The organism is Saccharothrix ecbatanensis (genome assembly GCF_014205015.1).
Classification (GTDB): domain Bacteria; phylum Actinomycetota; class Actinomycetes; order Mycobacteriales; family Pseudonocardiaceae; genus Actinosynnema; species Actinosynnema ecbatanense.
In genome coordinates, this window is the sequence record NZ_JACHMO010000001.1 from 3,022,483 (window position 1) to 3,045,542 (window position 23,060).

General features: G+C 71.2%; 19 protein-coding genes. 9 read left to right on the forward strand and 10 right to left on the reverse strand.

Going from position 1 to position 23,060, the window contains the following annotated elements:
- Positions 1-6 precede the first annotated feature (6 nt).
- The 3 genes from F4560_RS12960 to F4560_RS12970 all read right to left on the reverse strand — a co-directional run bounded on the left by F4560_RS12960 (position 7) and on the right by F4560_RS12970 (position 2,543).
- Positions 7-1,176, reverse strand: a complete 1,170-nt coding sequence (locus tag F4560_RS12960; protein ID WP_184919834.1) for an RtcB family protein — start codon at positions 1,174-1,176, stop codon at positions 7-9.
- A 58-nt stretch (positions 1,177-1,234) separates the two neighbouring features.
- Complete coding sequence (locus F4560_RS12965) at positions 1,235-1,870, reverse strand: NADPH-dependent F420 reductase (protein ID WP_184919836.1); 636 nt, start codon at positions 1,868-1,870, stop codon at positions 1,235-1,237.
- 76 nt (positions 1,871-1,946) lie between these two features.
- Positions 1,947-2,543, reverse strand: coding sequence for a short chain dehydrogenase (locus F4560_RS12970; RefSeq protein ID WP_246477788.1), 597 nt, complete (start codon positions 2,541-2,543; stop codon positions 1,947-1,949).
- Between the two features lie 70 nt (positions 2,544-2,613).
- Between F4560_RS12970 and F4560_RS12975 the strand changes: the two genes are divergently transcribed.
- From F4560_RS12975 to F4560_RS12985, 3 genes are all read left to right on the forward strand, one after another.
- Entirely contained in the window at positions 2,614-3,468 is an 855-nt protein-coding gene (locus F4560_RS12975) for a LysR family transcriptional regulator (protein WP_184919840.1), read from the forward strand.
- A gap of 98 nt (positions 3,469-3,566) precedes the next feature.
- A complete protein-coding gene (locus F4560_RS12980) occupies positions 3,567-4,010 on the forward strand; it encodes an SRPBCC domain-containing protein (protein ID WP_184919842.1) in 444 nt (147 codons plus the stop codon).
- The gene (locus F4560_RS12985; protein WP_184919844.1) at positions 4,007-4,363 is read left to right on the forward strand and encodes an ArsR/SmtB family transcription factor; all 357 of its coding nucleotides are present in this window, start codon (positions 4,007-4,009) and stop codon (positions 4,361-4,363) included. Before F4560_RS12980 ends, F4560_RS12985 begins: the two co-directional genes overlap by 4 nt.
- 153 nt (positions 4,364-4,516) lie before the next feature.
- Here F4560_RS12985 and F4560_RS12990 read toward each other — a convergent pair whose 3' ends face one another.
- Both F4560_RS12990 and F4560_RS12995 read right to left on the reverse strand, forming a co-directional pair.
- Positions 4,517-6,049, reverse strand: a complete 1,533-nt coding sequence (locus F4560_RS12990; RefSeq protein WP_246478373.1) for an ArnT family glycosyltransferase — start codon at positions 6,047-6,049, stop codon at positions 4,517-4,519.
- Positions 6,050-6,115: 66 nt separating this feature from the next.
- Complete coding sequence (locus tag F4560_RS12995; protein WP_184919846.1) at positions 6,116-10,330, reverse strand: nSTAND1 domain-containing NTPase; 4,215 nt, start codon at positions 10,328-10,330, stop codon at positions 6,116-6,118.
- 342 nt (positions 10,331-10,672) lie between these two features.
- On the opposite strand from F4560_RS12995, the gene F4560_RS13000 reads away from it, so the two are divergent.
- Entirely contained in the window at positions 10,673-11,785 is a 1,113-nt protein-coding gene (locus tag F4560_RS13000) for a sugar ABC transporter substrate-binding protein (RefSeq protein WP_184919848.1), read from the forward strand.
- A 30-nt stretch (positions 11,786-11,815) separates the two neighbouring features.
- Here F4560_RS13000 and F4560_RS13005 read toward each other — a convergent pair whose 3' ends face one another.
- Positions 11,816-12,208: a hypothetical protein gene (locus F4560_RS13005; RefSeq protein WP_184919850.1), complete on the reverse strand. Its 393-nt coding sequence runs from the start codon at positions 12,206-12,208 to the stop codon at positions 11,816-11,818.
- Between the two features lie 96 nt (positions 12,209-12,304).
- Between F4560_RS13005 and ilvD the strand changes: the two genes are divergently transcribed.
- Positions 12,305-14,002, forward strand: a complete 1,698-nt coding sequence (ilvD, locus tag F4560_RS13010) for a dihydroxy-acid dehydratase (protein ID WP_184919852.1) — start codon at positions 12,305-12,307, stop codon at positions 14,000-14,002.
- 39 nt (positions 14,003-14,041) lie between these two features.
- Here the strand turns inward: ilvD and F4560_RS13015 are convergent, their stop codons facing one another.
- Positions 14,042-14,668 carry a hypothetical protein gene (locus tag F4560_RS13015; RefSeq protein ID WP_184919854.1) on the reverse strand — a complete coding sequence of 209 codons (627 nt, stop codon included), beginning with the start codon at positions 14,666-14,668 and terminating at the stop codon, positions 14,042-14,044.
- Positions 14,665-16,497: a WD40 repeat domain-containing protein gene (locus F4560_RS13020; protein ID WP_184919855.1), complete on the reverse strand. Its 1,833-nt coding sequence runs from the start codon at positions 16,495-16,497 to the stop codon at positions 14,665-14,667. The genes F4560_RS13015 and F4560_RS13020 overlap by 4 nt, the downstream gene beginning before the upstream one ends.
- A gap of 115 nt (positions 16,498-16,612) precedes the next feature.
- Between F4560_RS13020 and F4560_RS13025 the strand changes: the two genes are divergently transcribed.
- Positions 16,613-17,419, forward strand: coding sequence for an MBL fold metallo-hydrolase (locus F4560_RS13025; RefSeq protein ID WP_184919864.1), 807 nt, complete (start codon positions 16,613-16,615; stop codon positions 17,417-17,419).
- 1 nt (position 17,420) lies between these two features.
- Here the strand turns inward: F4560_RS13025 and sigJ are convergent, their stop codons facing one another.
- Entirely contained in the window at positions 17,421-18,302 is an 882-nt protein-coding gene (gene sigJ / locus F4560_RS13030; RefSeq protein ID WP_184929116.1) for an RNA polymerase sigma factor SigJ, read from the reverse strand.
- A gap of 14 nt (positions 18,303-18,316) precedes the next feature.
- Positions 18,317-19,051 carry an SDR family oxidoreductase gene (locus tag F4560_RS45545; RefSeq protein WP_184919866.1) on the reverse strand — a complete coding sequence of 245 codons (735 nt, stop codon included), beginning with the start codon at positions 19,049-19,051 and terminating at the stop codon, positions 18,317-18,319.
- 218 nt (positions 19,052-19,269) lie between these two features.
- Here F4560_RS45545 and F4560_RS13040 point away from each other — a divergent pair, with 218 nt between their 5' ends.
- The 3 genes from F4560_RS13040 to F4560_RS13050 all read left to right on the forward strand — a co-directional run bounded on the left by F4560_RS13040 (position 19,270) and on the right by F4560_RS13050 (position 23,043).
- Positions 19,270-20,415, forward strand: coding sequence for a glycosyltransferase (locus F4560_RS13040; protein WP_184919868.1), 1,146 nt, complete (start codon positions 19,270-19,272; stop codon positions 20,413-20,415).
- Between the two features lie 62 nt (positions 20,416-20,477).
- Positions 20,478-21,623: a glycosyltransferase gene (locus F4560_RS13045; RefSeq protein WP_184919870.1), complete on the forward strand. Its 1,146-nt coding sequence runs from the start codon at positions 20,478-20,480 to the stop codon at positions 21,621-21,623.
- 202 nt (positions 21,624-21,825) lie between these two features.
- Entirely contained in the window at positions 21,826-23,043 is a 1,218-nt protein-coding gene (locus tag F4560_RS13050; RefSeq protein ID WP_184919872.1) for an SGNH/GDSL hydrolase family protein, read from the forward strand.
- The last annotated feature ends 17 nt before the right edge of the window (positions 23,044-23,060 follow it).

Here is a 23,060-nt window from a genome sequence, read left to right on the forward strand (position 1 = left end):
GGGTGGTCAGTCGCCCTTCACGTTGACGATCTGCCGCAGCGTGTGCCGCACCTCCACCAGGTCCCGCGCGTCGTGCATCACGATGTCGATGTCCTTGTACGCGGCCGGGATCTCGTCGATGAACGCGTCGGTGTCGCGGTACTCGATGCCGACCATCGCCTTGCGCAGGTCCTCCCGGTTGAACGCCCGGCGCGCGGCCGACCGCGAGTACTCGCGCCCGGCGCCGTGCGGCGAGGAGTTCAGCGAGAGCGCGTTGCCCTTGCCGACCACGACGTACGACGCGGTGCCCATCGAGCCCGGGATGAGGCCGGGCGTGCCCTTTTCGGCGTTGATGGCGCCCTTGCGGGACAGCCACACCTTCTTGCCGAAGTGGGTTTCCTGCTCCGTATAATTGTGGTGGCAGTTCACAACCTCCTGTCGTTCCACGTCACGGCCGATCCAGTCCGTCACGCAATCGACGACGCGGTCCATCATCTCCTCGCGGTTGAGCCAAGCGAACTCCTGGGCCCAGCGCATTTCGCGGATGTAGTGCCAGAACTCGTCCTCGCCCTCGACCAGGTAGGCCAGGTCGAGGTCGGGCAGGCTGATCCAGCGCCGGTCGCACTGCTCCCGGGCGATCCGGATGTGCTTCTGCGCGATCTTGTTGCCCACACCGCGCGAACCGGAGTGCAGGAACAGCCACACCTGCCCGGTCTCGTCCAGCGTCACCTCGATGAAGTGGTTGCCGCTGCCGAGGGTGCCGAGCTGGAGCTCCCAGTTCCCGACGTAGGAACCGGGGTCGAAACCGGCCTTCTCCGCATGGGCCGCGAGCACGCCGACCCGTTCGCGCGCCGTGGAGGTCAGGTGCTTGTTGTACTTGCCCGCCGACAGCGGCACGGCCTTCTCGATCGCCTCACGCAGCGCGGCGAGCGGGCGCGGGCGGAAGTCGTCCTGGGTGAACTGGGTCCGCACCGCGATCATCCCGCAGCCGATGTCGACGCCGACGGCCGCCGGGATGATCGCGCCCAGGGTCGGGATGACGCTGCCGACCGTGGCGCCCTTCCCGAGGTGCGCGTCGGGCATGAGCGCCAAGTGCGGGAAGATGAACGGCATCCGCGAGGCCTTCTCGGCCTGCTCACGCGTGCCAGGGTCCAGGATGGAAGCCCAGTTCATCAGGCGCTTGTTGATGTGCTCCACGGTTCTCCTCTGTTCGAGGGTGAACTTATTCACCATCGAACCGCGGCGCGACCGAGATTCAGCCTGCCCTGGTGTCGGCCACGAGGTTGAACGCCGAACGGGTGTCCAGTCCGCCGTACAGCAGCGAGATCATGACGGCGGCCATCGCTTCGAGGTGGTGGGCGTGCCCGAGGTCCCCGACCCGCAGGGGTTCGCAGCCGATGTCGGCGATCAGCCGCGTGGCAAGCTCCGCCGCCTCGGGATCGTTGCCGCAGTACGGCACAACCAGCCGTCGGCCGTCGAACACGGGCGGCTCCATCCGCCAGACGTCCGCGTGGCAGAGGTTGAACGCCTTGACGACGTGCCCGCCGGTCACCTGCTCGATGTGTTGCGCCATCGACACGCCCGGCCGCGTGACCAGCGTGAAGCGCTCGACCTCGACGGGGTTGTTGCAGTCGATGACCGCCTTGCCGCGCAGCGCGTCCCCGATCCCGTCCAGCGTCGCCGCCATCCCCTGGTAGAGGACCGCGATCAGGGCCACCTCCCCGAATTCGGCGACCTCCCGGAAGCTTCCACTCCGACCTCCCCACCTGCCCGCCAACTCCCGCGCCTTCGACTCCGTGCGCCCGGCGACCATCAACTCGTGACCGGCCGCGGCCCACCGCGTGCCCAACGCGTCCGCCATCGCCCCTGCACCAAGGATTCCGATTCTCACGAACGCGAGGCTAGGAGGCCCTCAGGAACCATCCGGTTCCCAAGGCCTGTCCTGAGTGGACTACAGCCTGAGCGGACTACAGGCAGTACACCTGGCCGGTCTGCGCGCCTTCGACCGAGCGGACGTAGGCCTGGGTCACATTGGCCAGGTCCACCGGCTCCATGCCCGGGAAGAACGCGCCGTAGTCGTCCAGGCTCTCGGTGAACACGGTCGGGCTGACGGCGTTGACGCGCTGTGGTGCGATTTCGATCGCCGCCGCCCGCACGAACGCCTCCACCGCGCCGTTCGCCATGGACGCCGCGCTGCCGGTGGGCACGGGCTCGCGGGCCAGGACACCGGTGATCAGGGTGAACGAACCCCGTTCGGCGACCCGGCGCAGGCCTTGCCGGACCAGTTCGACCTGGCTCAGCACCTTCCCCCGGAACGCCGCCTCGTAGTCCTGCGGGGTCATCTCGGTGATCGGCTTCCACGGGGTGTCGCCGGCGGCGCTGACGACGGCGTCCACGGAGCCGATCCGCTCGTACATCTCGGCGATCCGCGCCGGGTCGGCGATGTCGAGGCGCAGGTCGCCGCTGGAGCGTCCGACGGTGACGACCTCGTGGCCCCGCCCGATCAGGGTGGTGTGGACGGCCGAGCCGAGGGTGCCACCGGCGCCGATGAGAACAATCTGCATGCCGGTCACGCTAGAGCCCGCTCCCACCGCCTGGGAAATGCCGTTTGCGCAGCACTTATGCTTGGTGGTTATGAATGTGGAGTTGCGGCACCTGCGCGCGTTCGCCGCGATCGGCAACGAAGGCACCATCACCGCTGCCGCGGCCGTGCTGCGCATCAGCCAGCCCGCGCTCTCACGCACGTTGGACCAGTTGGAGAGCCGGCTCGGCACCCGACTGGTCGAGCGCACGACCCGCAGCCTCGCGCTGACCGAAGCCGGGACGCGACTGCTGGACCACGCCAATCGCATCCTCAACCAGGTGGACGACGCGCTGGCCGAGGTCACCGCCGGTCCGCGTGCGCTGCGCGTCGGATTCGCCTGGGCCGCGCTCGGCCGGCACACGGTGCCGTTGCTGCGTGGTTGGCGTGAGGCACGGCCCGACGCGGAGGTGCGGGTGTTCAGGCTCGACGACCCGGAGGCCGCGCTCCGGCTCGGTGAGCTCGACGTGGCGTTCGTGCGGACGCCACTGTCCGGCAGCGGACTGGCATCCCTGGACCTCTACCGGGAACGCCGGGTGGCCGCCGTGCCCGAAGATCACCCGTTCGCGCTGGTCCCCGGCGTGCGACTGGACGACCTCGCCGACCACCCCGTCGCACTCTGCGCCACCGCTTCCAGTGCCGGCGTCTCGTTGTGGCCGGCAGAACGCCGCCCCCACACCTTCGAAGTCGCCAACACGGATGAGTGGCTCACCGCCATCGCCACCGGGGACGCCGTCGGCGTGACCACCGAGGCGACCGAGCACACCCATCCGCACCCCGGCGTCCGCTACGTGCCGATCACCGACGCCGAGCCCGTGACCGTGCGCATGGTCTCGCCGCAGGTGGCGGCCCATCCGGCGACCCGGGCGTTCCGCGATCACGCCCGTTCACTGCTCGGCGACGCGTAACCCCCTCCGAAGATGTTGCAACTTGCGGGTTGCTACTCACCGGGCTTTGTGCAACTATCTGGTTGCACCCAATCCCGACAGTGAATGGAGTCCTTCCCATGAGCGAAGACCGGATCGAGCGCGACACCCTCATCGCGGCGCCGTTGGAGCGCGTGTGGTCGCTCGTCGCCGCGCCGGGCTTCTGGGTGGCCGTGGACCCGGGCGTGGGCGTGGCGGTGGCCAAGGAGGGTGAGTCGGTGCTGGCGAAGAACCCCGAGTACGGCGAGTTCCCCGTCCGCGTGGTGAAGGTCGAGCCGCCGACGTACGTGGCCTACCGCTGGGCCAGCGCGTTCCCGGGCCAGGAACTGCGTGACGACAACAGCACGCTGGTCGAGTTCACGCTGACGGCCGAAGGCGACAAGACCCGCCTGCGCGTCGTGGAGAGCGGCTTCGCCACGATCGCCGCGTCCGAGGACGTGCGCACGCAGGCGCTGAACGACAACAGCGGTGGCTGGCCGCAGGTGTTCGACGCACTCAAGGACCGCGCCGAACAGGCCGGGTGACCGAAGCGGAACGCGACGTCGCGGGGGTCGGCAGCGTGCTTGTCGCGCTGGCCGACCCCACCCGACGTCGACTGCTCGACCTGCTCGCCGCACACGGCGAGGTTACCGCGACAGCGCTCGCCGAACGGCTGCCCGTCACCCGGCAGGCGATCGTCAAGCACTTGGCCGTGCTGGACGCCGCCGGACTCGTGTCCGGCTGCCGCGTGGGCCGGGAAGTCCGCTACGCGCTGAAGCCCGCCGCCCTGGATGCCGCGGCCCGGTGGATCGTCTCCCTCGCCGTCCGTTGGGACCGGCGACTGGCGGCGGTCAAGCACGTCGCCGAGCTGGCCCGACTCGACAAGGAACCGCCTTGACCGCCGACACGCCTCGCCGCCCCGGTTCGCCAGCCGGCAGCGGTTGATCCTGCCCGCTGCCGGCTTCACCCTCCTCTTCGGACGGTTGGCCGACCTGTTCGGCCGCCGCAGGCTGTTCCTCGCGGGCATGGTCCTGCTGGACGGTCGCCGGGTTCAGTAGTAGCGGCGCAGGTCGGGCCAGATCGTGGACCACGGCGCGTCGGTGCCCGCGCACAGCCGGACCACCGCGCCCTGCTCGTCGTTCTCCAGCCCGTGGCCGTTGTCGACGGTCGCCACCGGCCGGCAGTCGGTGAAGTGCCTGCCGATCGTCCGGTTGGACGGGTAGTGCACCAGCACCACCGGTCCGTTGGCGGAATCCGGCGGCGCGCCCCAGTCGGCGAAGCTCATGTGGCCGGAGTACGGGCCGGGCAGGCCGTGCTCCGGGCCGTAGCGGGCGATCGCCCCCGCCTCACCGTAGTTCTGGGTGACGATCACCGCCCGGTCGCGCCGGTCGGCCGGGATCTCGCGCCACGCGGTCGCCACGGTCGCGGTCAGCTCCGGCCACCCGACCTGCTCGCCCTGCTCCTTGTTCATGCCGTTGATCGGGTTCAGCGACGTCGGCGGCAGCACCGGCAGCGACACCACGACGTTCACCGCCGCCGCGACCAGCACGAGCGCGGGCAACGCCCACCGTCGTGAACCGGCCCGACTCCGTGCGGCGGCCCAGCGCACGGCCGGTGCGGCGCCCGCCGCCAGCACCACGACCAGCAGCGGGATCACGTAGTACGCCTTGCCGCCGATCGCCAGCATGAGGACCGCGAGCAGCGGGTAGGCCAGTCCGAACGGGCGCGCCCACCGGATGTCCGGGTCACGCCACAGCCGCCGCATCCCCGCGACCAGGACCGGCACGAACACCGGCGACAGGTACACGAATTGCAGCGGCACGAACAGCGCCCGGTTCTCCGCGCCGTCCTCCGCGCTGATCCCGACCGCGATGGTGAGCTGCGGCCAGCCGTGCGCCGCCTGCCACCACAGGTTCGGCGCGGCCAACGCCAACGCCACCAGCACGCCCGCCACCGCCCACCAGGACCGGAGCACCCGCCGAGGCCCCACCACCAGCACCGACGCCAGCACGCCGAACAGCAGCAGCGCGACCAGGTACTTGTTCAGCACCCCGATCCCGGCCGCCGCGCCGACGGCCAGGTACCAGCGGCCGTCGCCGGTGCGCAGCAGCCGGAGCGTGAAGAGGCTGATCAGCAGCCACAGGAAGATGTCGAACGACGCGGTCGAGACCATGTGGCCGTTCACCAGGATCACCGAGGACGACGCCGCGCACGCCGCCGCGAACACCTGCGCCCGCCGTCCGCCGCCCAGCTCGCGCGCGATCAACGCGACCACCACGACGCCCGCCACGCACGTCAACGTGGACACCACCCGCAGGCCCATGACGGTGTCGCCGAACAACGTGGTGCTGAGCCTGGCCAGCAGCGGCGTCAACGGCGGCTGGTCGACGTACCCGGCGGCGAGGTGGTCGCCCGCGACCCGGAAGTACAGCTCGTCCCGGTGGTAGCCGTAGCGACCGGACAACGCGGTCAACAGGGCCGCCAACGCCGCGCCGACCACCGCGACCTGACGTGCTGCGAACGGCCGTAAGGGCCGACCGGTGTCCGCGTGCCGCACCGCTTCGAGGCTCACCGCACGCATCATGCCGGCCACCGCGCGGACCGTCCCCGCCGCGCGGACCGGCGGCGGGTATCGCAGCGCAGGAAACGGTCATCTTCCGCACGTGTCCCGGTACTCCAGATCGGGCAGGTAGCGCGCCCATTGATCCCGGTTCAGACCACCGGCGGTCACCCGGCAGGCCGTCTCGTCCAGCCGGGCGCGCACGTCGTACGTCGGCCGCATGTCCCAGAGGACGACGTCACCGTCGGAGCCCGAGGTGGCCAGCGTGTTGCCGTCCGACGAGAACCTGACGTGCGTTATGGCGTCCGGGTTGTCGGCCAGCGCCGGACCGAGTTGCCGGGGCAGGATGCGGTTGCCCAGGTCCCAGAGGTACGCGTTTCCTTCGATTCCCGCGGTCACCAGGATGTCCGCCGTCGGGGCGAACCTCACGGCGACCTGGCTGAGGGTGCCGTGCGGGGCAAGGGGGTCACCGAGGCGGTGAGCCTTGGCCGGGTCCTTCAGGTCCCACAGGATGACGGCCCCATTGCCGTCGCCCGTGACCAGGAGGTTCCCCTCCGGGGATATCGCCGCGGTGGCGACCGCCGCTTCATGGCCGACGAGGGCCGATCCCACTTGGCGCGCGTCGCGCGGGTCCGTGATGTCCCACAGCCGGGCGCCGTTCGGGTCTCCCGGACCGCTTTCCACCGGTCCGGCACGGCCTTCGCCGCCACTGCGCTCTTCCCCGCTGCTGTTCCGATCCTGCCCGCCACCCGTCGTGGTGGGGACGACCGGTCGGCTCGTGCTGTCGGGCTCGTGCGACCCGGTCCCCCGCACCACGGCCAGCATCCGACCGTCGGCCGTCCGCGAGACCATCAGCACACCGTCCTCTTCGAGCACCTGCGCGAGGCGGACAGGCCGGGCGGGTTCCCGCACGTCCCAGAAGACCGCGCCGCTGTCACCGCCCACGACGAGAGTCTTGCCGTCGGCGGAGAACATGATCGACCGTGTGATGCCCGTCGATGTCTTGAGGGGCGCGGCCCACGGACGCGGGTGGTCGCGGTCGGTCAGGTCCCAGAGGATGACGTTCTCCTCGCTGTCACCGGAGGCCAGGAGCTTGCCGTCGGGTGAGAAGCCGACCCCCTCGACGCCAGTGCCGGTGTGCCCGGTGAGGGCGTCGACCTGACGCGGTCGCGCGGGATCGGTCACGTCCCACAGCACGACGGTCGTGTCCCGGCCTCCGGTGGCGACCATCGTGCCGTCATCGGACATGGCCAGGGCGTAGACCTCCTGATATGGCTCGCCCTTGTGCCCGACGAATGGCGGCCCGTAGGCGCGCGGCCCGCCGGCACGCCGGAGGTTCCAGAGGGTGACCCGGCCGTCCCCGCTCCCGCTCGCGACCACCCGGCCGTCCGGTGAGAACGCCAGGCTGCGGTCGTCCTCACCCGCGATCAGCGTTTCGGTCCGGCGTGGGAAATCCCGATCGGAGGTGTTCCACAGCAGCAGCCCGGTGTCCCGACCAGCGGTCGTGGCCAGCGTGGCGCCTTGGGGCGAGAACCACACCTTCGAGCCCATCCCGACGCGGAGGAGGTCACGGGCGGGACGTGGACTGGCCGCGTCGCTCACGTCCCACAAGCCGGTGCCGCGGAAGAACCCCCCGACGGCCAACATCCTGCCGTCGGCGGAGAACGAGAGCGAGTCCACGATATCGGCCGGGGCGGGTGCGATGCGGCCGACCAGCCGGGGCGCTTCCCGCTGCCGGAAGTCGAACAGCTGCACCATGTCCGTGTCCGCCGGCCCGGACGTGGCGATCATCGTGCTGTCCGCGGAGAACGCGACGGCTCGGACCTCCTTGGGGTAAAGCGCCAGCGGAGGCCCCAGCGGACGCGGGTGCGCGGGGTCGGTGAGATCCCACAACTGGAGCCGGGGATCCTCCTTGTTCGAGGTGGCGAGGACGGTGCCGTCCGGTGACAGCCACGCGCCACCCTCTCGGCCCGACTTCCCCACGACCGGAGTGCCGAGCGGGCGCGGACGTTCCGGCTCGGTCAGGTCGAAGATCGTGACGGAGCCGGACGTGCCCGCGGCTACCAGCCTGTTGTCCCCCGCGAACCCCACCACGACACCGCCGTGGAAGTCCTGGAACCGGAAGGGCTCGCCGACCTGTCGCGGGCGCAGCGGGTCTTGCAGGTCCCACAACATCACGGCGCCCGTCTGGAAACCAGCGGCCAGGTACCGACCGCCGGGCGAGTAGGCGACCGAGTCGACCGTGCTCTTGACACCCGTCAGCTGACCCGCGTACGGCGTGGTGGTGAGCGCGGTCTGCAACGACGCGTACGTCTCGGCGTCCGGGTGGATCCGGTGGGCGGCGACGTTGAGCATCAGCGCGGTCCGGGGATTGGAGTGCAGTGCCGCCTCGGCTTTGGAGACGAGCTGTCGGGCGGTGGCGAGCAGCGCCTGTTCGTCGGCTTGGCGTTGCCGATCGGCCGCGGTCCGCTGCTGGACGAACGCGATCACCCCGGCCACCAGGGCCATGACGAGCAGGGCGGACGCGGCGCCGACCACGTTGCGACGGCGGGAGCGGTTGCGCCGGACGCCGGCGTGCACGAAGTCGCGGCCGACCGGGCTGATGTCCACCCGCTCGGCGGTCACCTTGCGGGCCCGCACCCGGACGCCGGTCGCGGTGATCGCGGCGGACAGCCGTCCGCGCTCCCACAAGGCTTCCGACGGCCGTCCGGCGACGTCCCACTCCGCGGCGGACTCCTCGATCGACCGGCGGGCGCGGAGCGCGGACGCGGCGGCCTTGATCGCTTCGTCCAGCGGCGGCCAGGTGGTGAAGAACTTCTCGTGGGACGCGCTGACCATGGCTTCGCCGTTGACGGTGTCGATCGTCAGCAGCCGGCGCGCGACGAAGGCGTCCAGCTCCGCGGACACCGGCGCGGGCAGGTCGTCCCGCCTGACGTGCCACCGCGTGGGGCGGTTGTGCTCGTCCACCGTCACCACGCGCAGCAGTCCGGCGATCACGTCGTCCCGCCCGCGACCGGTCGCCGCCACGGCGTCCGCGAGGGCGAGGTTCGCCTGCCGGATCAAGGCGCCCTGCACGCCGCCGAGCTCGTCGTAGCGCCGCATGGACAGCTCACCGCCGCGAAGGACGCCGTCGGCGAGCTGCGCCAGCGTGAACGCCAGCAGTGGCAGCGCTTCGCCGCTGTCTGTGTCGTCCACGAGCTTGGCGACCAGTTCGTCGGACACCCGGAGACCGGCCAGCCGGGTGGGACCTTCCACGACCGTCCGCAACGTCTCCCGACGCAGCGGACGGACCATGCGCGGGTGCATCGGCAGTGTCGCCAGGTCCGGGTCCACGAGCAGTTGGTCCAGGAACTCGGGCCGCAGGGTGGCCACCACGTCCACCGGCCCGCCCAGCGCGGCGCGCAGCAGTGCCGCGAAGGCCGCGCGCTTGTCGGCCGGTGTCTGGATGAGCAGCTCCTCCAACTGGTCGATGACCACGAGGAGCCGCTTCCGGCGTCGGCCGGGCGTTTCGAGCAGCAGTTCGTCCACGACGTCGACAACGCGCCCGGCGGCCAGTTCGCGTTTGATGTCGCCGAGTTGCCGACCGCCTTCGGTTTCCCGGGCCAGGGCGGCGAGTTCACGGGCCAGCGCCGCCTCAGGGTCCACCCCCGGCGTGAACGCGGGCAGCGTCCACCAGTCGGGCTCGTCGGCCATCCGGGGCAGCAGCCCGGCCCGGACGAGTGACGACTTGCCGCAGCCGGACGGCCCGACGACGAGCAGGATCGCGTTGTCGGCGCGTTCGGCCGGTGACCGGAGCAGTTCGGCGAGTGCTTCGACGTCCTCCTTGCGGCCGAAGAACGCCTGGTGCAGATCGGCGTCGAACGGTCGCAGGCCGGGGAACGGCGACCGGTCGTCGGGCCAGCCGAGCCCTCCGGTCCGGTCGATCCGCCGCAACGCCGCCGCCAGCGCGTCCCTCGCGTGGGCCGGATCCCGGGTCATGTCCGTGTACTGCAACGTCCCCATCAGCGGGTGCTCCAGGCCGGCCTCGGCTAGCACGGGGAGGAGCTTGCTGCCCCGCGACCGCCCGATGGCGACCTCCGCCATGCACCAGGCGGAGTTCACGTACGCCGTGGTGACCAGGCAGACCGTGGCGTCGGCCCACCGCAGCCGTTCGTGCAGCAGGTCCTCCCACTCGTCGCCCACCGCGATGCCGTCGCGCAGGTCGCGGTCCAGGAAGACGTCGTGGCCGTCGGCGACCAGCCACTCCCGCAACTCGGCCGCCGGCCGCGAGTCCTCACCCGCGTGGCTGATGAACACGTTCGCCACGTCGACCTCCCGGGCTCGCCGACCGGCCGCGCCCCCTCGCCCATCTGTCGGCACCAACGGTGACCGCGTTACGACCCACCGTGGCTTCAAGGCGTTCGGGTGAGGGCCGCCGCAGGGTCCGGTCACGCGCCGGTCGCGCCGCCGACTGCCGGGCCGGTCGCGGCCGGAATTCCCGGTATTACCGGTATTACCACAGAATTCCACCGGTCACGGTTCTTTCCGCACTGAGTTTCCACCACTCGGTCACCGCGTGAATACAAATCACGGAAAAACTTGACGTGACCCCGACAAACAGGCTGGAATCCCGTTCTTCCCATTTCACCCGAGGTCCGGGAGTCGGCCATGCACCGTCGGAGAACGCTCTCCGTCGCCCTTGTCGCGTTGATCGCCACGGCGTGCGGTGATGACGGCCGGAACCGGTCCGAGGCTGATGGCGCGAACGCCGACAAGCCGGTCGTCGGCGTGATCCTGCCCGACGACGAGACGTCCTCGCGGTGGGTGGAGCAGGACAGGCCGAAGCTCGCCCAGGCACTCAGATTCGCCGGTGTGGAGCCGTTGATCGAGGACGCCGACAACGACGAGGGCAGGTTCGCGAGCATCGCCGACGACATGATCCGACAGCGCGTCGACGTACTGGTGACCACGCCGCTGAGCCCGGAAGGCGGCGCGGACGTCGAGGCCAAGGCGAAGGCGGCCGGCATCCCGGTCATCAACTACGACCGGATCAGCATGGGCGGCCACGCCGACTACTACGTGTCGTTCGACAACATCAACGTCGGCGAACTCCAGGCCGAGGGCCTGCTCAAGTGCCTGGGCGACAAGCCGGGCGCGCACATCATCGAACTACAGGGCGCACCCAACGACAACAACGCCACCCTGTTCGCGGACGGCCAGCACCGCAAACTACGCCCCCTGTACGACAACGGGACGTTGAAACTGGCGCAGAGCCACGCCGTCGACAAGTGGGACGTGGCCGAGGCCAAGGTCGCGTTCACCCGGATGCTCGACGCGAACGACGGCCGGGTGGACGGCGTGGTCGCCGCCAACGACGGCTTGGCGGGCGCGGCGATCGAGGTGCTCAAGGAGCGAGGGCTCGCCGCCGGCCGGGTGCCGGTGACCGGTCAGGACGCCACCCTCGACGGCCTGCGCGCCATCCTGCGCGGCGACCAGTGCATGACGGTCTACAAGCCGATCCGGGACGAGGCCGAGGCCGCCGCACGCCTGGCGGCGGCCGTCGCCAAGGGTGACCTCAGCGGCGCCGACGACCTGGCCACCGGCAACACCCGCGACCTGGTGTCGGGGCGGGACGTGAAGTCCGTGCTGCTGGGCGCGGACCTGATCACCGCCGAGAACGTCCGCCAGGTGGTCGTCGCGGAGAACGCCATCAAGCCCGCCGACCTGTGCGCGGGCGACCTGGTCGAGGTGTGCGCCGACCTGGAGATCCTGATCGGCTAGCCGCGCCCGAGCCGCCCGCCGCGCGTGGTGTCAGAAGTGGTCCTTCTCTGTCAGCTCGTGCTCGAACGCGTCGGCGCTGGCGACGAGCATCGTCAACGGTCGTTCGAACTCCTCCAGGACGCTCAGGTCCTCCAGCGGCACGGTGTGCTTGAGCAGGGCGACGCCGTCCACCACCGCCGCGCCGCCGACCAGGCACGTGCCGGCCAGTTCGAGCAGCCGGCCCGGGTCGACCTTGTCGGCGTGGCCGACCGCCGAAGAGATCTCCAGCCAGCCCCCGCCGTCCTCGTCCGGCACGTGGTGCACCGCGACCTGCTGGGTGCGGCTGTTCTCCGTGTCCAGCCGGAACCGCAGCCAGCTGTCCGTCTCCTCCAGCACCTCGTATCGCGTGCGGACGTAGTTGATCACATCGGTCCAGGTGGTCACCGTCGTTGCCTCCCGCGTCCGGCCACGTCACCACCGTAGTACCTGCCGCCCGCGACACGGCGTGAACAACACCCCGGGAACCGTTAGGTTCGGCGCATGAACGAAACGCCCGACATCAAACCACGCAGCCGCGACGTCACCGACGGCCTGGAGCGGACCGCCGCGCGCGGGATGCTGCGGGCGGTGGGGATGGGGGACGACGACTGGGTCAAGCCGCAGATCGGAGTCGCGTCGTCCTGGAACGAGATCACGCCGTGCAACCTCTCGCTGGACCGGCTGGCGAAGGCGAGCAAGGACGGTGTGCACGCGGCCGGCGGGTATCCGCTGGAGTTCGGCACCATCTCCGTGTCCGACGGCATCTCGATGGGCCACGAGGGCATGCACTTCTCGCTCGTGTCGCGCGAGGTGATCGCGGACAGCGTGGAGACGGTCATGCAGGCCGAGCGGCTGGACGGGTCGGTCCTGCTCGCCGGCTGTGACAAGTCGCTGCCCGGAATGCTGATGGCGGCGGCCCGGCTCGACCTCGCCAGCGTGTTCCTCTACGCGGGTTCGATCCTGCCCGGCCGGGTCACGCTGTCGGACGGCAGCGAGCGCGAGGTGACGATCATCGACGCGTTCGAGGCGGTCGGCGCGTGCTCCCGCGGCCTGATGAGCCGGGCCGACGTCGACCTGATCGAACGCGCCATCTGCCCTGGTGAGGGCGCGTGCGGCGGCATGTACACGGCGAACACGATGGCGAGCGCGGCCGAGGCGTTGGGCATGTCGCTGCCGGGCAGCGCGGCCCCGCCCGCGACGGACCGGCGTCGGGACGGTTACGCCCGGCGGTCCGGTCAGGCGGTGGTGGAGATGCTGCGCAAGGGCACCACCGCCCGGCAGATCATGACGCGGGAGGCGTTCGAGAACGCGATCGCCGTGGTGATGGCGTTCGGCGGCTCCACCAACGCCGTGCTGCACCTGCTGGCCATCGCGCACGAGGCGGAGGTGGAGTTGAGCCTGGACGACTTCACCCGGATCGGCGCGAAGGTGCCGCACCTGGCGGACGTGAAGCCGTTCGGCCGGCACGTCATGACGGACGTGGACCGCATCGGCGGTGTGCCGGTGGTGATGAAGGCCCTGTTGGACGCGGGTCTGCTGCACGGCGACTGCCTGACCGTCACCGGCCGCACGGTCGCCGAGAACCTGGCCGACATCGCGCCGCCGGACCCGGACGGCACGGTGCTGCGGGCGATGAACGAGCCGATCCACCGGACCGGCGGGATCACCATCCTGCGCGGCTCGCTGGCGCCGGACGGCGCGGTGGTGAAGTCGGCGGGGTTCGACTCGGACGTGTTCACCGGCACGGCCAGGGTGTTCGACCGCGAGCGTGCCGCGATGGACGCGCTGGAGAACGGAACCATCAAGGCGGGTGACGTGGTCGTCGTCCGCTACGAGGGTCCCAAGGGCGGGCCGGGGATGCGGGAGATGCTGGCCATCACCGCCGCGATCAAGGGCGCCGGCCTGGGCAAGGACGTGCTGCTGCTGACGGACGGCCGGTTCTCCGGCGGCACGACCGGCCTCTGCGTCGGCCACGTCGCGCCGGAGGCGGTGGACGCCGGTCCGATCGCGTTCGTCCGCGACGGCGACCCGATCACGCTGAACGTCGCCGACGGCACGCTGGACATCGGTGTGGACGCCGCCGAGCTGGCCGCCCGCCGGGTGGGCTGGGAGCCGCTGCCCGCCCGTTACCAGCGCGGTGTGCTGGCGAAGTACGCCAAGCTGGTCGGCTCCGCGTCCAACGGCGCGGTCTGCGGGTAGTCGCTACGAGCGGGGACGGCAGGTCGTCGTCCCCGCTCGTCAGTCGTACGTCACCAGCACCAGGCAGAGCAGGTTCTCGTCGCCGTCCACGATCTCGTAGCCGGTGACGTTCTCGGCTCCCACGGGGAAGACGAAGGCGTTCGCACCGGTCTCCCGATCCAGCACCGCCTCGACCCAGTTGGCCCGCCGGTGGTGCGGCCCCTTGGCCACGATGTCGTCCCGCGCACCGTGGACGAAGTGGGGCACCAGGTCGTCGCCGAACGGGAGCGTCGCCCGCATGGCCTCTTCGCCCCACAGCACGGCGTAGTCCTCGATCAGGTGAACGTCGCCGTATCCGTCGCCGTCCCACTTCGCCGCCTCGATCCGCGCGGGCTCGGCCGGCGGGATCACGATCATGCTGGTGGCGTACCGGAACGCGTCGGGGTTCCAGTCGTCCGGGGTGTAGGCGTAGGTGCCCACGTACACCGGGTGGGAGCCCGCGGGCAGCCCGTGGGTGAACCCGCCCTCGGTGCACCACGGCGTCTCCCAGCTGACCCGCCCGTCCCCCACCACGAGGTCGCCCGCGCGGTCGAACCACTGGGGTCTGACCGTGCCGGAGTGCGCCGGCAGAGCGGGCGCGTACTTGTCGACCAGGCGCCACAGCAGCCGTTCCACGTCCACGTTCACCGGGTCACCCTCCGCACCGTGATGCCGACTTCGGGGTTCGCTCCGGTGGCGATCACGAGTGGGCCGTCGGCCCCACCGCACACGGCCATCGTCGCCACTTCGCCGTCACAGCGAATCGGCTCCCCCACGCGTCTCCCGGTCTCCGCGTCCCACCGCAACACAGTGCCGTCCCTCCCCACGCTGACGAACACCGCGCGTCCGTTCACCCGTGCGGCGCCCAACGCCGTCACCCGGCACGACGCGGAATGGCCCTCCATGGGTCCGCCAACGCGCTGCCCGGTGTCCGCGTCCCACCGCCGCAGCACGCTCTTCTTCTCCAGACAAGCGAGCAGCGCGCGTCCGTCGTCCAACGTGACGGCGGCCATCGGCCCCCGGACCCCGGTGATCGGCTCCCCCACGGGCGCTCCCGTCTCCACGTCCCACCGCAGCACTTTGTTGTCGTAGGCGACGCTCGCCAGCAGCGTGCGGCGATCTCGGAGTCGCACGGCGGCCAGCGACCGCACGTAGTTGGTGTGTCCCGTCAGCGGGTGGCCGACGGACTGTCCCGTCACTGCGTCCCAAAGTCGGATTGTGTGGTCCTGGGAGCCGGCGGCGATCACGGCGCGACCGTCGGCCAGGTGGAACGCCGACACGCACGTCACGGTCTCGGTGTGGCCGAGGAGGGCTTCGCCCACCTGCTTGCCGGTGTCGGCGTCCCAGCGGCGCACCGAGTGGTCCTTGCCTCCGCTGATGAGCAGCGTGCGCCCGTCCAGTGGCCCGAAGGCTGCGACCGCGCACACTTCGTCGGTGTGACCGACGAGCGGTTCGCCCACTTGCCGACCGGTGTCCATGTCCCAGCGGCGCACCGTGGTGTCGCCCGCGCTCACGAGCAGTGGGCGGCCGGCCGACTCGGTGATGGCCAGCGACGCCACCCGCCTGGTGTGTCCGGTCAACGGGTCGCCGACAGCCTCTCCGGTGGCCGCGTCCCAACGGCGCACATCGCCGTCATCGGAACCGCTGAACACCAGCACGCGGCCGTCACCCGGACCGGTCGCAGCAACCAACCGCACCGGACCTCCCAGCAGCGCCCGGCCGTCCAGACCAGTCGCAGCGACCGACCGCACCGGACCCCGGTGGCCGACGAGCGGGAGGCCGACCGGCAAACCGGTCTCGGCGTCCCACCGCACCACCCCACCGTCACGACAGCCGCCCACGAGCAGCGCGCGGCCGTCAGGCAAGACAACCGGGACCAGCGACAGCACGGCCGCGGCGTGGCCGGTGAGCGGGTCGCCCAAGTGCCCGGTCTCCGGGTCCCAGCGGCGCACGTCGCCGTCGTCCGACGCGCTGAACAGCACCGACCCGACGACCGCCAATGCCCGCACCGGCCCGGTGTGGTGGGTGAGCGGATCCCCCACGGGCAGGCCCGTCACCGCGTCCCACCGCCGCACGTCACCGTCGTCGGAACCGCTGAACACCACCGTGCGGCCGTTCAGCCGAGCCGTCACCACCGACCGCACCCACCCGGTCCGGGGCGTTTCCGCCGACCGCCGCCCAGTCGCCGCGTCCCACCGCACCAGCCGGCCGTCCTGGAAACCGGTGACAACCACCGCGCGTTCGTCATCGGCGGTCGCGGCGGCCAACGACCAGACCCACCCACGGCCGCCGAGTGGTTCATCCAACGCCTCTCCGGTGACCGCGTCCCACCGGCGGACACCGCCGTCACTCGATCCGCTGACGAGGAGCGTGCGCCCGTCCACATGGGGGACGACGGTCAGCGCGGTGACCGGTCCGCGGTGCGGAGGGCTGATCGACAACGGCACGCCGGGTTCGGTCAGGTGCTCACGGCCCATGCGCATGATCATTCGCCATGAAACGCGCGCACAGCAGGTCGGGAGGTGTTAAGCAGGCAGTTGTGGATCGACAGACGCTCAGCGCCTTGGCGCGCCCGACCCCCGGATCGTCCCGATGACCGACGGACGCTGGACCACCGTCGCCGACCGCGTCCACGCCCGCCGCTACGGCGAACTCGACCTCACCGTCGGTCTCGTCGTCGGCGACCGACGCTGCCTCGTGATCGACACCCGCGGTGACGTCGTGCAGGGGGCGGAACTCGCCGCTGCGGTGCGGGAGATCACCGCGCTGCCATGGACGGTCGTGTACACCCACGCGCACTTCGACCACTGCTTCGGGACGACCCCGTTCCTGCCCTGTGACGTCTGGGCGCACGAAGGCTGCGCCGCCGAACTCGCCCGGTCCGGCGAATCCGCGCGGCAAAAACGGATCGCCAAGTACCGCGCCGAGGGCAAGCCCGGCATCGCCGCCGCGTTGGAGGACACGGTGATCACCCCGCCGAACCGGGTGCTGCGCGCCGACGCCGAACTGGACCTCGGCGGCCGGAGTGTGCGGCTGGTCCACCCCGGGCTCGCCCACACCGACCACGACGTGGTGGTGCACGTGCCCGACGTCGGCGTCGTCTTCGCCGGCGACACCGTCGAGCACGGACCCCACGGTTGGACAGCCGAGTCCTTCAGCTCCGACACGCACATCACACGCTGGCCCGGCGCACTCGACGCGATCCTGGCGCTCGCACCCCGCGTCGTCGTGCCGGGGCACGGCGAGCCGGTCGACGTCGCGTTCGTCACGAAGCACCGCGACGGCCTCGTCCGGCTCATCGGCCTCAAGAACGCGATAGCGGCAGGCGAAATCACCCACAGCGACGCGCTCGCGCATTCCCCGTACCCGCAGGAGGTCTCCCGAGCGGTGTTGGCCTGACTCAGACCTCCAGCTCGCGCGGCAGCTTGGCGGGGGCCACCACGAAGTCCACCCGCTTGACCATCCCGTCGTGGAGGGTGAACGCGCAGACGAACCGGGTGGCGTTGCCGGTGAGCACCGCGAATCCCGGGCCGCCGTTGACGGTGAGGGGCGCGATGCGTTCACCGGCCGCCATCTTGCGGCGCACGCCGACCAGGAACCGGCCCACCCGATCCGCGCCGAGCACAGGACGACGGGCCACGCCGAGCATGCCGCCGCCGTCCGTCGTGAGCAGCACGTCCGGATCCAGCACGGCCACCAGACCGCGCAGATCACCCTGGCCCACGGCACGCACGAAAGCATCGACCGCCCGCCGGTGCTCGGCCGTCTCCACGTCGACGCGTGGCGCACCGGCGGCGACGTGCGCCCGTGCCCGCACCGCGAGCTGCCGCACCGCAGCCGGACTGCGCCCCACGACGACAGCGATCTCCGGGAACGGCATGCCGAACACCTCGTGCAGCACCCACGCCGTGCGTTCGGCGGGCGTGAGGGTTTCCAGGACGACCATGAGCGCGAAGCTCACCGTGTCGTCCAACGTCACTTTCTCGGCCGGATCAGCGGCAACGCCCACTAGCGGTTCCGGCAGCCAGGGGCCGACGTACTCCTCCCGCTGCACGCGGGCCGACCGCAGCACGTCCACCGCCCGACGTGCCACGGCCACCACCGACCACGCCTCGACGTCGCGGACGGGGTCGTGCGCGTCGGCGGCGGTCAGCCGCAGCCAGCAGTCCGACACCACGTCCTGCGCCTCGGCGAGCGTGCCGACCAGTGAGTACGCGACACCGACCAGGCGCGGCCGGATGCGGGTGTACTCGGCGGCCAGTTCGGCGGCGCGGTCGGTCACGGACGCACGGTCGGTCACGGGCGCACCGACTCCAGGTATTCGGCGAACGTCGTCCTGCCCTCGGTGTACTCGCCCTGCGGCGTCAGCGCACCGGTGGCGAGACCGTCCGGTGACTGCCCCGCCTCCTCGACCCGCAGGTCGTCACCCCGACGCGCCACCACCTGCCGCGCCATGTCGACCAACCGCAGCCGCTCGGGCCCGGCAAGGGGCAGGCTGAAGCCCTGCGGCTCGCCTTCCGCCAACTCCACCAGCCGTGCCGCCACGTCCTCCGTCGACACCGGCTGCGACAACATCGCCGGCACCTGCGCCACCGGCCCCGTCGCACCGGCCAGCACCTGGGACGGGAACTCGAAGAACTGCGTCGCCCGCAGCACCGTCCACGGCACCGGCCCGCCCACCACCAACTCCTCCTGACGCCGCTTGGCGAGGTAGTAGTCCAGGTCCACGACGTCCACACCCACGATCGACAACAGCACCAGGTGCCGCACGCCCGCCCGGACCGACGCGTCGAGCAGGTTCCCGGTGGCCTCGGTGAAGAACCGCTCGGCCTCCGCGCGCCCCCACTCCGGCGAGTTGGACACGTCGATCACCGCCTCGCACCCGGCCACCGCCGCGTCGAGCCCGTCACCGGTGGTCAGGTCGACCCCGCTCGACCGGCTGAGCACGACCGGATCATGTCCCGCCCGGGTCAGCGCCTCGACCACCTTGCGCCCCACCACACCCGTACCGCCCGCGACCGCGACCTTCATCGTCCACCCCTCGAATCGTCCTCACCGGAACCTGCCACCGACAGGACGATCCGGCCGGCCGGGCTGTGACATCACCGCGGTCGGTCCGCGCGGGATGACCTGGCGTCGCCGCCCGATCCCGAAGTCGCCACCGCCAGACCCGAAGTCAAAATCGCGCCGTCCGCAGTAACCCTCGGGGTAAGCCGCCCGCATCGGCCGGACCGCGACAAGGTCTCCCGGTGAGAATCCTCTTCTCGAGCCTCGGCTCGCACGGACACACGTTCCCCCTCGTACCGCTCGCCGTCGCGGCGAGCGAGCTGGGTCACGACGTCACGTTCGTGACCACGGACACGTTCGCCGACGCGCTGACCGCGCAGGGCATCGAACACGTCACCGGCGGGATGGACATGCTGGAGGCGTTCGAGCTCGGCAACGCGAGTCCCGCGGCGCGCAAGACCAAGGACTTCGACCCCCGACGGGTCTCGGCGGTGTTCGGCTCGATCCTGGCGCGCAGGCACGCCGCCGACCTGGCGCCGATAATCGTCGACCGCAAGCCCGACCTCGTCGTGCACGAGGTGGCCAACGTCGGCGTGGCGCTCGCCGCGAGAGCCGCGGAGACACCCGCGGTGTGCCATTCGTTCGGCAAGTACTGGCTGCCCAGCGGCCCTTTGGCAGACATCCGCCTGCACCTGGCCGAGGTCGCCGCCGAGTACGGGGTGGAGGTGCCCGACGGCGACGTGATGCGGTTCGGCAACCCCTACCTCGACATCTGCCCGCCGTCCCTCCAGGACCCGGACTTCCTGGCCACCGCGACGGACCGCATCTCCCTGCGACCGGTGCCGTTCGCCGAGCCCGGCGGACTTCCGTCGTGGGTGCTCGAACACCGCGAGCCGCTGGTGTACCTGACCCTGGGCACGGCGTTCGCCACGGTTGGCGTGCTGCGCACCGCCATCGAGGGTCTGGCCGGGCTGGGCGCGAAGGTGCTCGTGGCCGTCGGTCCGACGGTCGAGGTCGACGCGCTCGGCGACGTGCCGGACAACGTCGTCGTGGTTCCGTGGCTGCCGCAGGCGGACCTGTTGCCGTACGCGGACCTCGTGGTCCACCACGGCGGCGCGGGCACCACGATGGGCACGTTGGGCGCGGGCGTGCCGCACCTCGTCCTGCCGCAGGGCGCCGACCAGTTCGGCAACGCCGCGATGGTGACCGACGCGGGCTTGGGCGACCGGGTGCTCGGCGCGGAGGTGACGGCCGAGGTGATCGCCGCCAAGGCGCACCGCCTGCTGACCGACGACGCCGTGCGCGACGCGGCGCGGGCGATGGCCGACGAGGTGGCCGCCATGCCGTCGCCGCACGACGTGGCAGGCGCGTTGCTCGACTACGCCTGAGCCCTGCAACCCGGAACGACCGCAATTCACCCGCTGTAGAAAATTTCGCTACGCTCGACCCGGTGCGAATCCTCTTCTCGAGCCTGCAAACACACGGACACACCTACCCCCTGGTGCCGCTCGCGATCGCCGCGCGCAAGCTGGGCCATGACGTCACGTTCGTCACCGGAGAAGCGTTCGCGGACGCCTTGACCCCGCACGGCATCGAGCACGTCACCGGCGGCTTGGGCATGCGTGAGGCGTTCGCGATCGCGCAGGAAGGCGTCCCGGTGGGGCAGGCGCAGGACGTTCGGCCCGACGTGATCCCGCGGGTGTTCGGCTCGGTGCTGCCGCGCCGCTTCGCCTCCGACCTGAAGCCGGTCATCGCCGACCGCAAGCCCGACCTGATCGTGCACGAACTCGCCAACGCCGGCGCGGGCCTGGCCGCCAAGGTCGCCGGTCTGCCCGCGCTGTGCCACTCGTTCGGGCGAATGTGGCAGCCGGACGACATCGGCTCCCTCGCGCAGTCGCACCTGGCCGAGGTCGCCGCGGACCTCGGCGTCTCCGTGCCGTCCGACGACCTGATGGTGCTCGGCAACCCGTACATCGACATCTGCCCGCCGTCGGTGCAGGACCCGGCCTTCCTGGCCAGATCGCCGAAGCGGATCGAGTTGCGGCCGGTGTCGTTCGCCGAGCCGGGCGACCTGCCGTCATGGGTGCTCGAACACCGCGAGCCGCTGGTGTACCTGACGTTGGGCACGGCTTTCGGTGACGTCGGCGTGCTGCGGACCGCTATCGAGGGCTTGGCGGCGTTGGACGCGCGGGTGCTCGTGGCCGCCGGTCCGACGGTCGAGGTGGACGCGCTCGGCGACGTGCCGGACAACGTCGTCGTGGTGCCGTGGCTGCCGCAGTCGGACCTGTTGCCGCACGTGGACCTCGTGGTGCACCACGGCGGCAGCGGCACGACGTTGGGCGCGTTCGGCGTGGGCGTGCCGCAGCTCGTCGTGCCGCAAGGTGCCGACCAGTTCAGCAACGCCGAGATGGTGGTCGAAGCCGGGCTGGGCGACCAGCTCATCGGTGACGACCTGACCGCCGAGGCGATCACGGCCCAGGCGCGGCGGCTGCTCACCGACGAGGCCGTGCACGGCGCGGCGCGCGCGATCGCCGACGAGGTGGCCGCCATGCCGTCCCCGCACGACGTGGCCCGCCGGCTGCCCGAGTACGCCTGATCCACTCCTGATCCACGCCTGATCCGGCTTGGCCGCGCCCCCTGCCTAGGGGCGCGGTCAGGCCTCGCCGGCCCAACTTATGCGTTAAGTTGAACCACTCATCGCAACTCTTACGCCGCTCGTCGTGCCTTGCTTGACCGGTTAATCACCTCGCTGCCACGGTCGCCACGCCACCAATGACGACTGGCGTAGGGAGACCTTCATGGCAAGACACGTCGGGAAACTGGCCGTGATCGCCGCGCTCGTGGCGACGGTGGCGGCACAGCCCGCCGCCACCGCCCACGGCTCACCGTGGGTGGCCGGGTGGGCCGCGAGCCCCGTGGTCGGCAGCGTGATCCCCTGGAGCGACTGCCCGGCCGGACAGGGCCTGGAGAACCAGACCGTGCGGAACGTGGTGTTCCTCAGCGCCGGCGGTGAATCCGTGCGGGTCCGGCTGACGAACGCGTTCGGCTCCACGCCGTTGGAGGTGGGACGGGCCTCGGTCGCGGTGCAGGCGTCCGGTGACGCGGCGGTGCCGGGCACGTTGCGCACGTTGACGTTCAAGGGCAAGCGCGGCGTCACGGTGCCGGCCGGTCGGGAGATCTTCAGCGACCCGGTCCGGTTGGACGTGAAGGCGCTGTCGACCCTGCTGGTGAGCGCCTACGTGCCGCGCGCCACCGGTCCGCTGACCAACCACCCGTTCACCGCGCAGGGCAACTACCTGGCGTCGGGCGACCGGACCGGCGCGCAGTCGGGCGGGTTCCAGGACACGCCGTGCTGGATGGTCGTGAACGGCGTGGACGTGGCGCCGTCGCGGCGGGTCGCGGGCACGGTGGTGGCGTTCGGCGACTCGATCACCGACACCGCGAGCACCACCGGCAACGCCAACCGCCGCTGGCCGGACTTCCTGGCACGGCGCCTGAACGCGGTGCCCGGCCGGACGCTGTCCGTGGTGAACGCGGGTCTGGGCGGCAACCGCCTCATCGCCGACCGCGACGAGCCGTTCTGGGGTGTCGCGGGCGTGACGCGCGTGCAGCGGGACGTGCTGTCGCAGACCGGTGTCAAGGCGATGATCCTGCTGGAGGCGGTGAACGACATCGGCTACAGCGCGTCGGCCGAGGACCTGATCGCCGGGCACCGCGACGTGATCGCGCAGGCGCGGGCGAAGGGCGTGAAGGTGTACGGGGGCACGGTCCTGCCGTTCAAGGGGTCGTTCATCTGGACCGAGGAGCGGGAGGCGACGTGGCGGACGCTGAACGACTGGATCCGCACCTCGGGCGAGTTCGACGGCGTGATCGACTTCGCCGCCGCGACCGCTGTGCCGGGTGATCCGGCCACGCTGGACCCCGCGTACGACAGCGGCGACCACTTGCACCCGAACGACGCCGGCACGGAAGCCATGGCGAACGCGATCGACCTGACGATGCTGCTGGAGCGCTGACCACTGCCGTCCGGGGC

Bases quoted from the DNA above. Each gene is read 5' to 3' on its own strand.
- F4560_RS45545 (WP_184919866.1), bottom strand. From the start codon at position 19,051: ATGAAGGTCGCGGTCGCGGGCGGTACGGGTGTGGTGGGGCGCAAGGTG.
- F4560_RS13000 (WP_184919848.1), top strand. From the start codon at position 10,673: ATGCACCGTCGGAGAACGCTCTCCGTCGCCCTTGTCGCGTTGATCGCC.
- F4560_RS12975 (WP_184919840.1), top strand. From the start codon at position 2,614: ATGAATGTGGAGTTGCGGCACCTGCGCGCGTTCGCCGCGATCGGCAAC.
- F4560_RS13025 (WP_184919864.1), top strand. From the start codon at position 16,613: ATGACCGACGGACGCTGGACCACCGTCGCCGACCGCGTCCACGCCCGC.
- F4560_RS12990 (WP_246478373.1), bottom strand. From the start codon at position 6,049: ATGATGCGTGCGGTGAGCCTCGAAGCGGTGCGGCACGCGGACACCGGT.
- F4560_RS13050 (WP_184919872.1), top strand. From the start codon at position 21,826: ATGGCAAGACACGTCGGGAAACTGGCCGTGATCGCCGCGCTCGTGGCG.
- ilvD (WP_184919852.1), top strand. From the start codon at position 12,305: ATGAACGAAACGCCCGACATCAAACCACGCAGCCGCGACGTCACCGAC.
- F4560_RS12970 (WP_246477788.1), bottom strand. From the start codon at position 2,543: ATGCAGATTGTTCTCATCGGCGCCGGTGGCACCCTCGGCTCGGCCGTC.
- F4560_RS12980 (WP_184919842.1), top strand. From the start codon at position 3,567: ATGAGCGAAGACCGGATCGAGCGCGACACCCTCATCGCGGCGCCGTTG.
- F4560_RS13020 (WP_184919855.1), bottom strand. From the start codon at position 16,497: ATGGGCCGTGAGCACCTGACCGAACCCGGCGTGCCGTTGTCGATCAGC.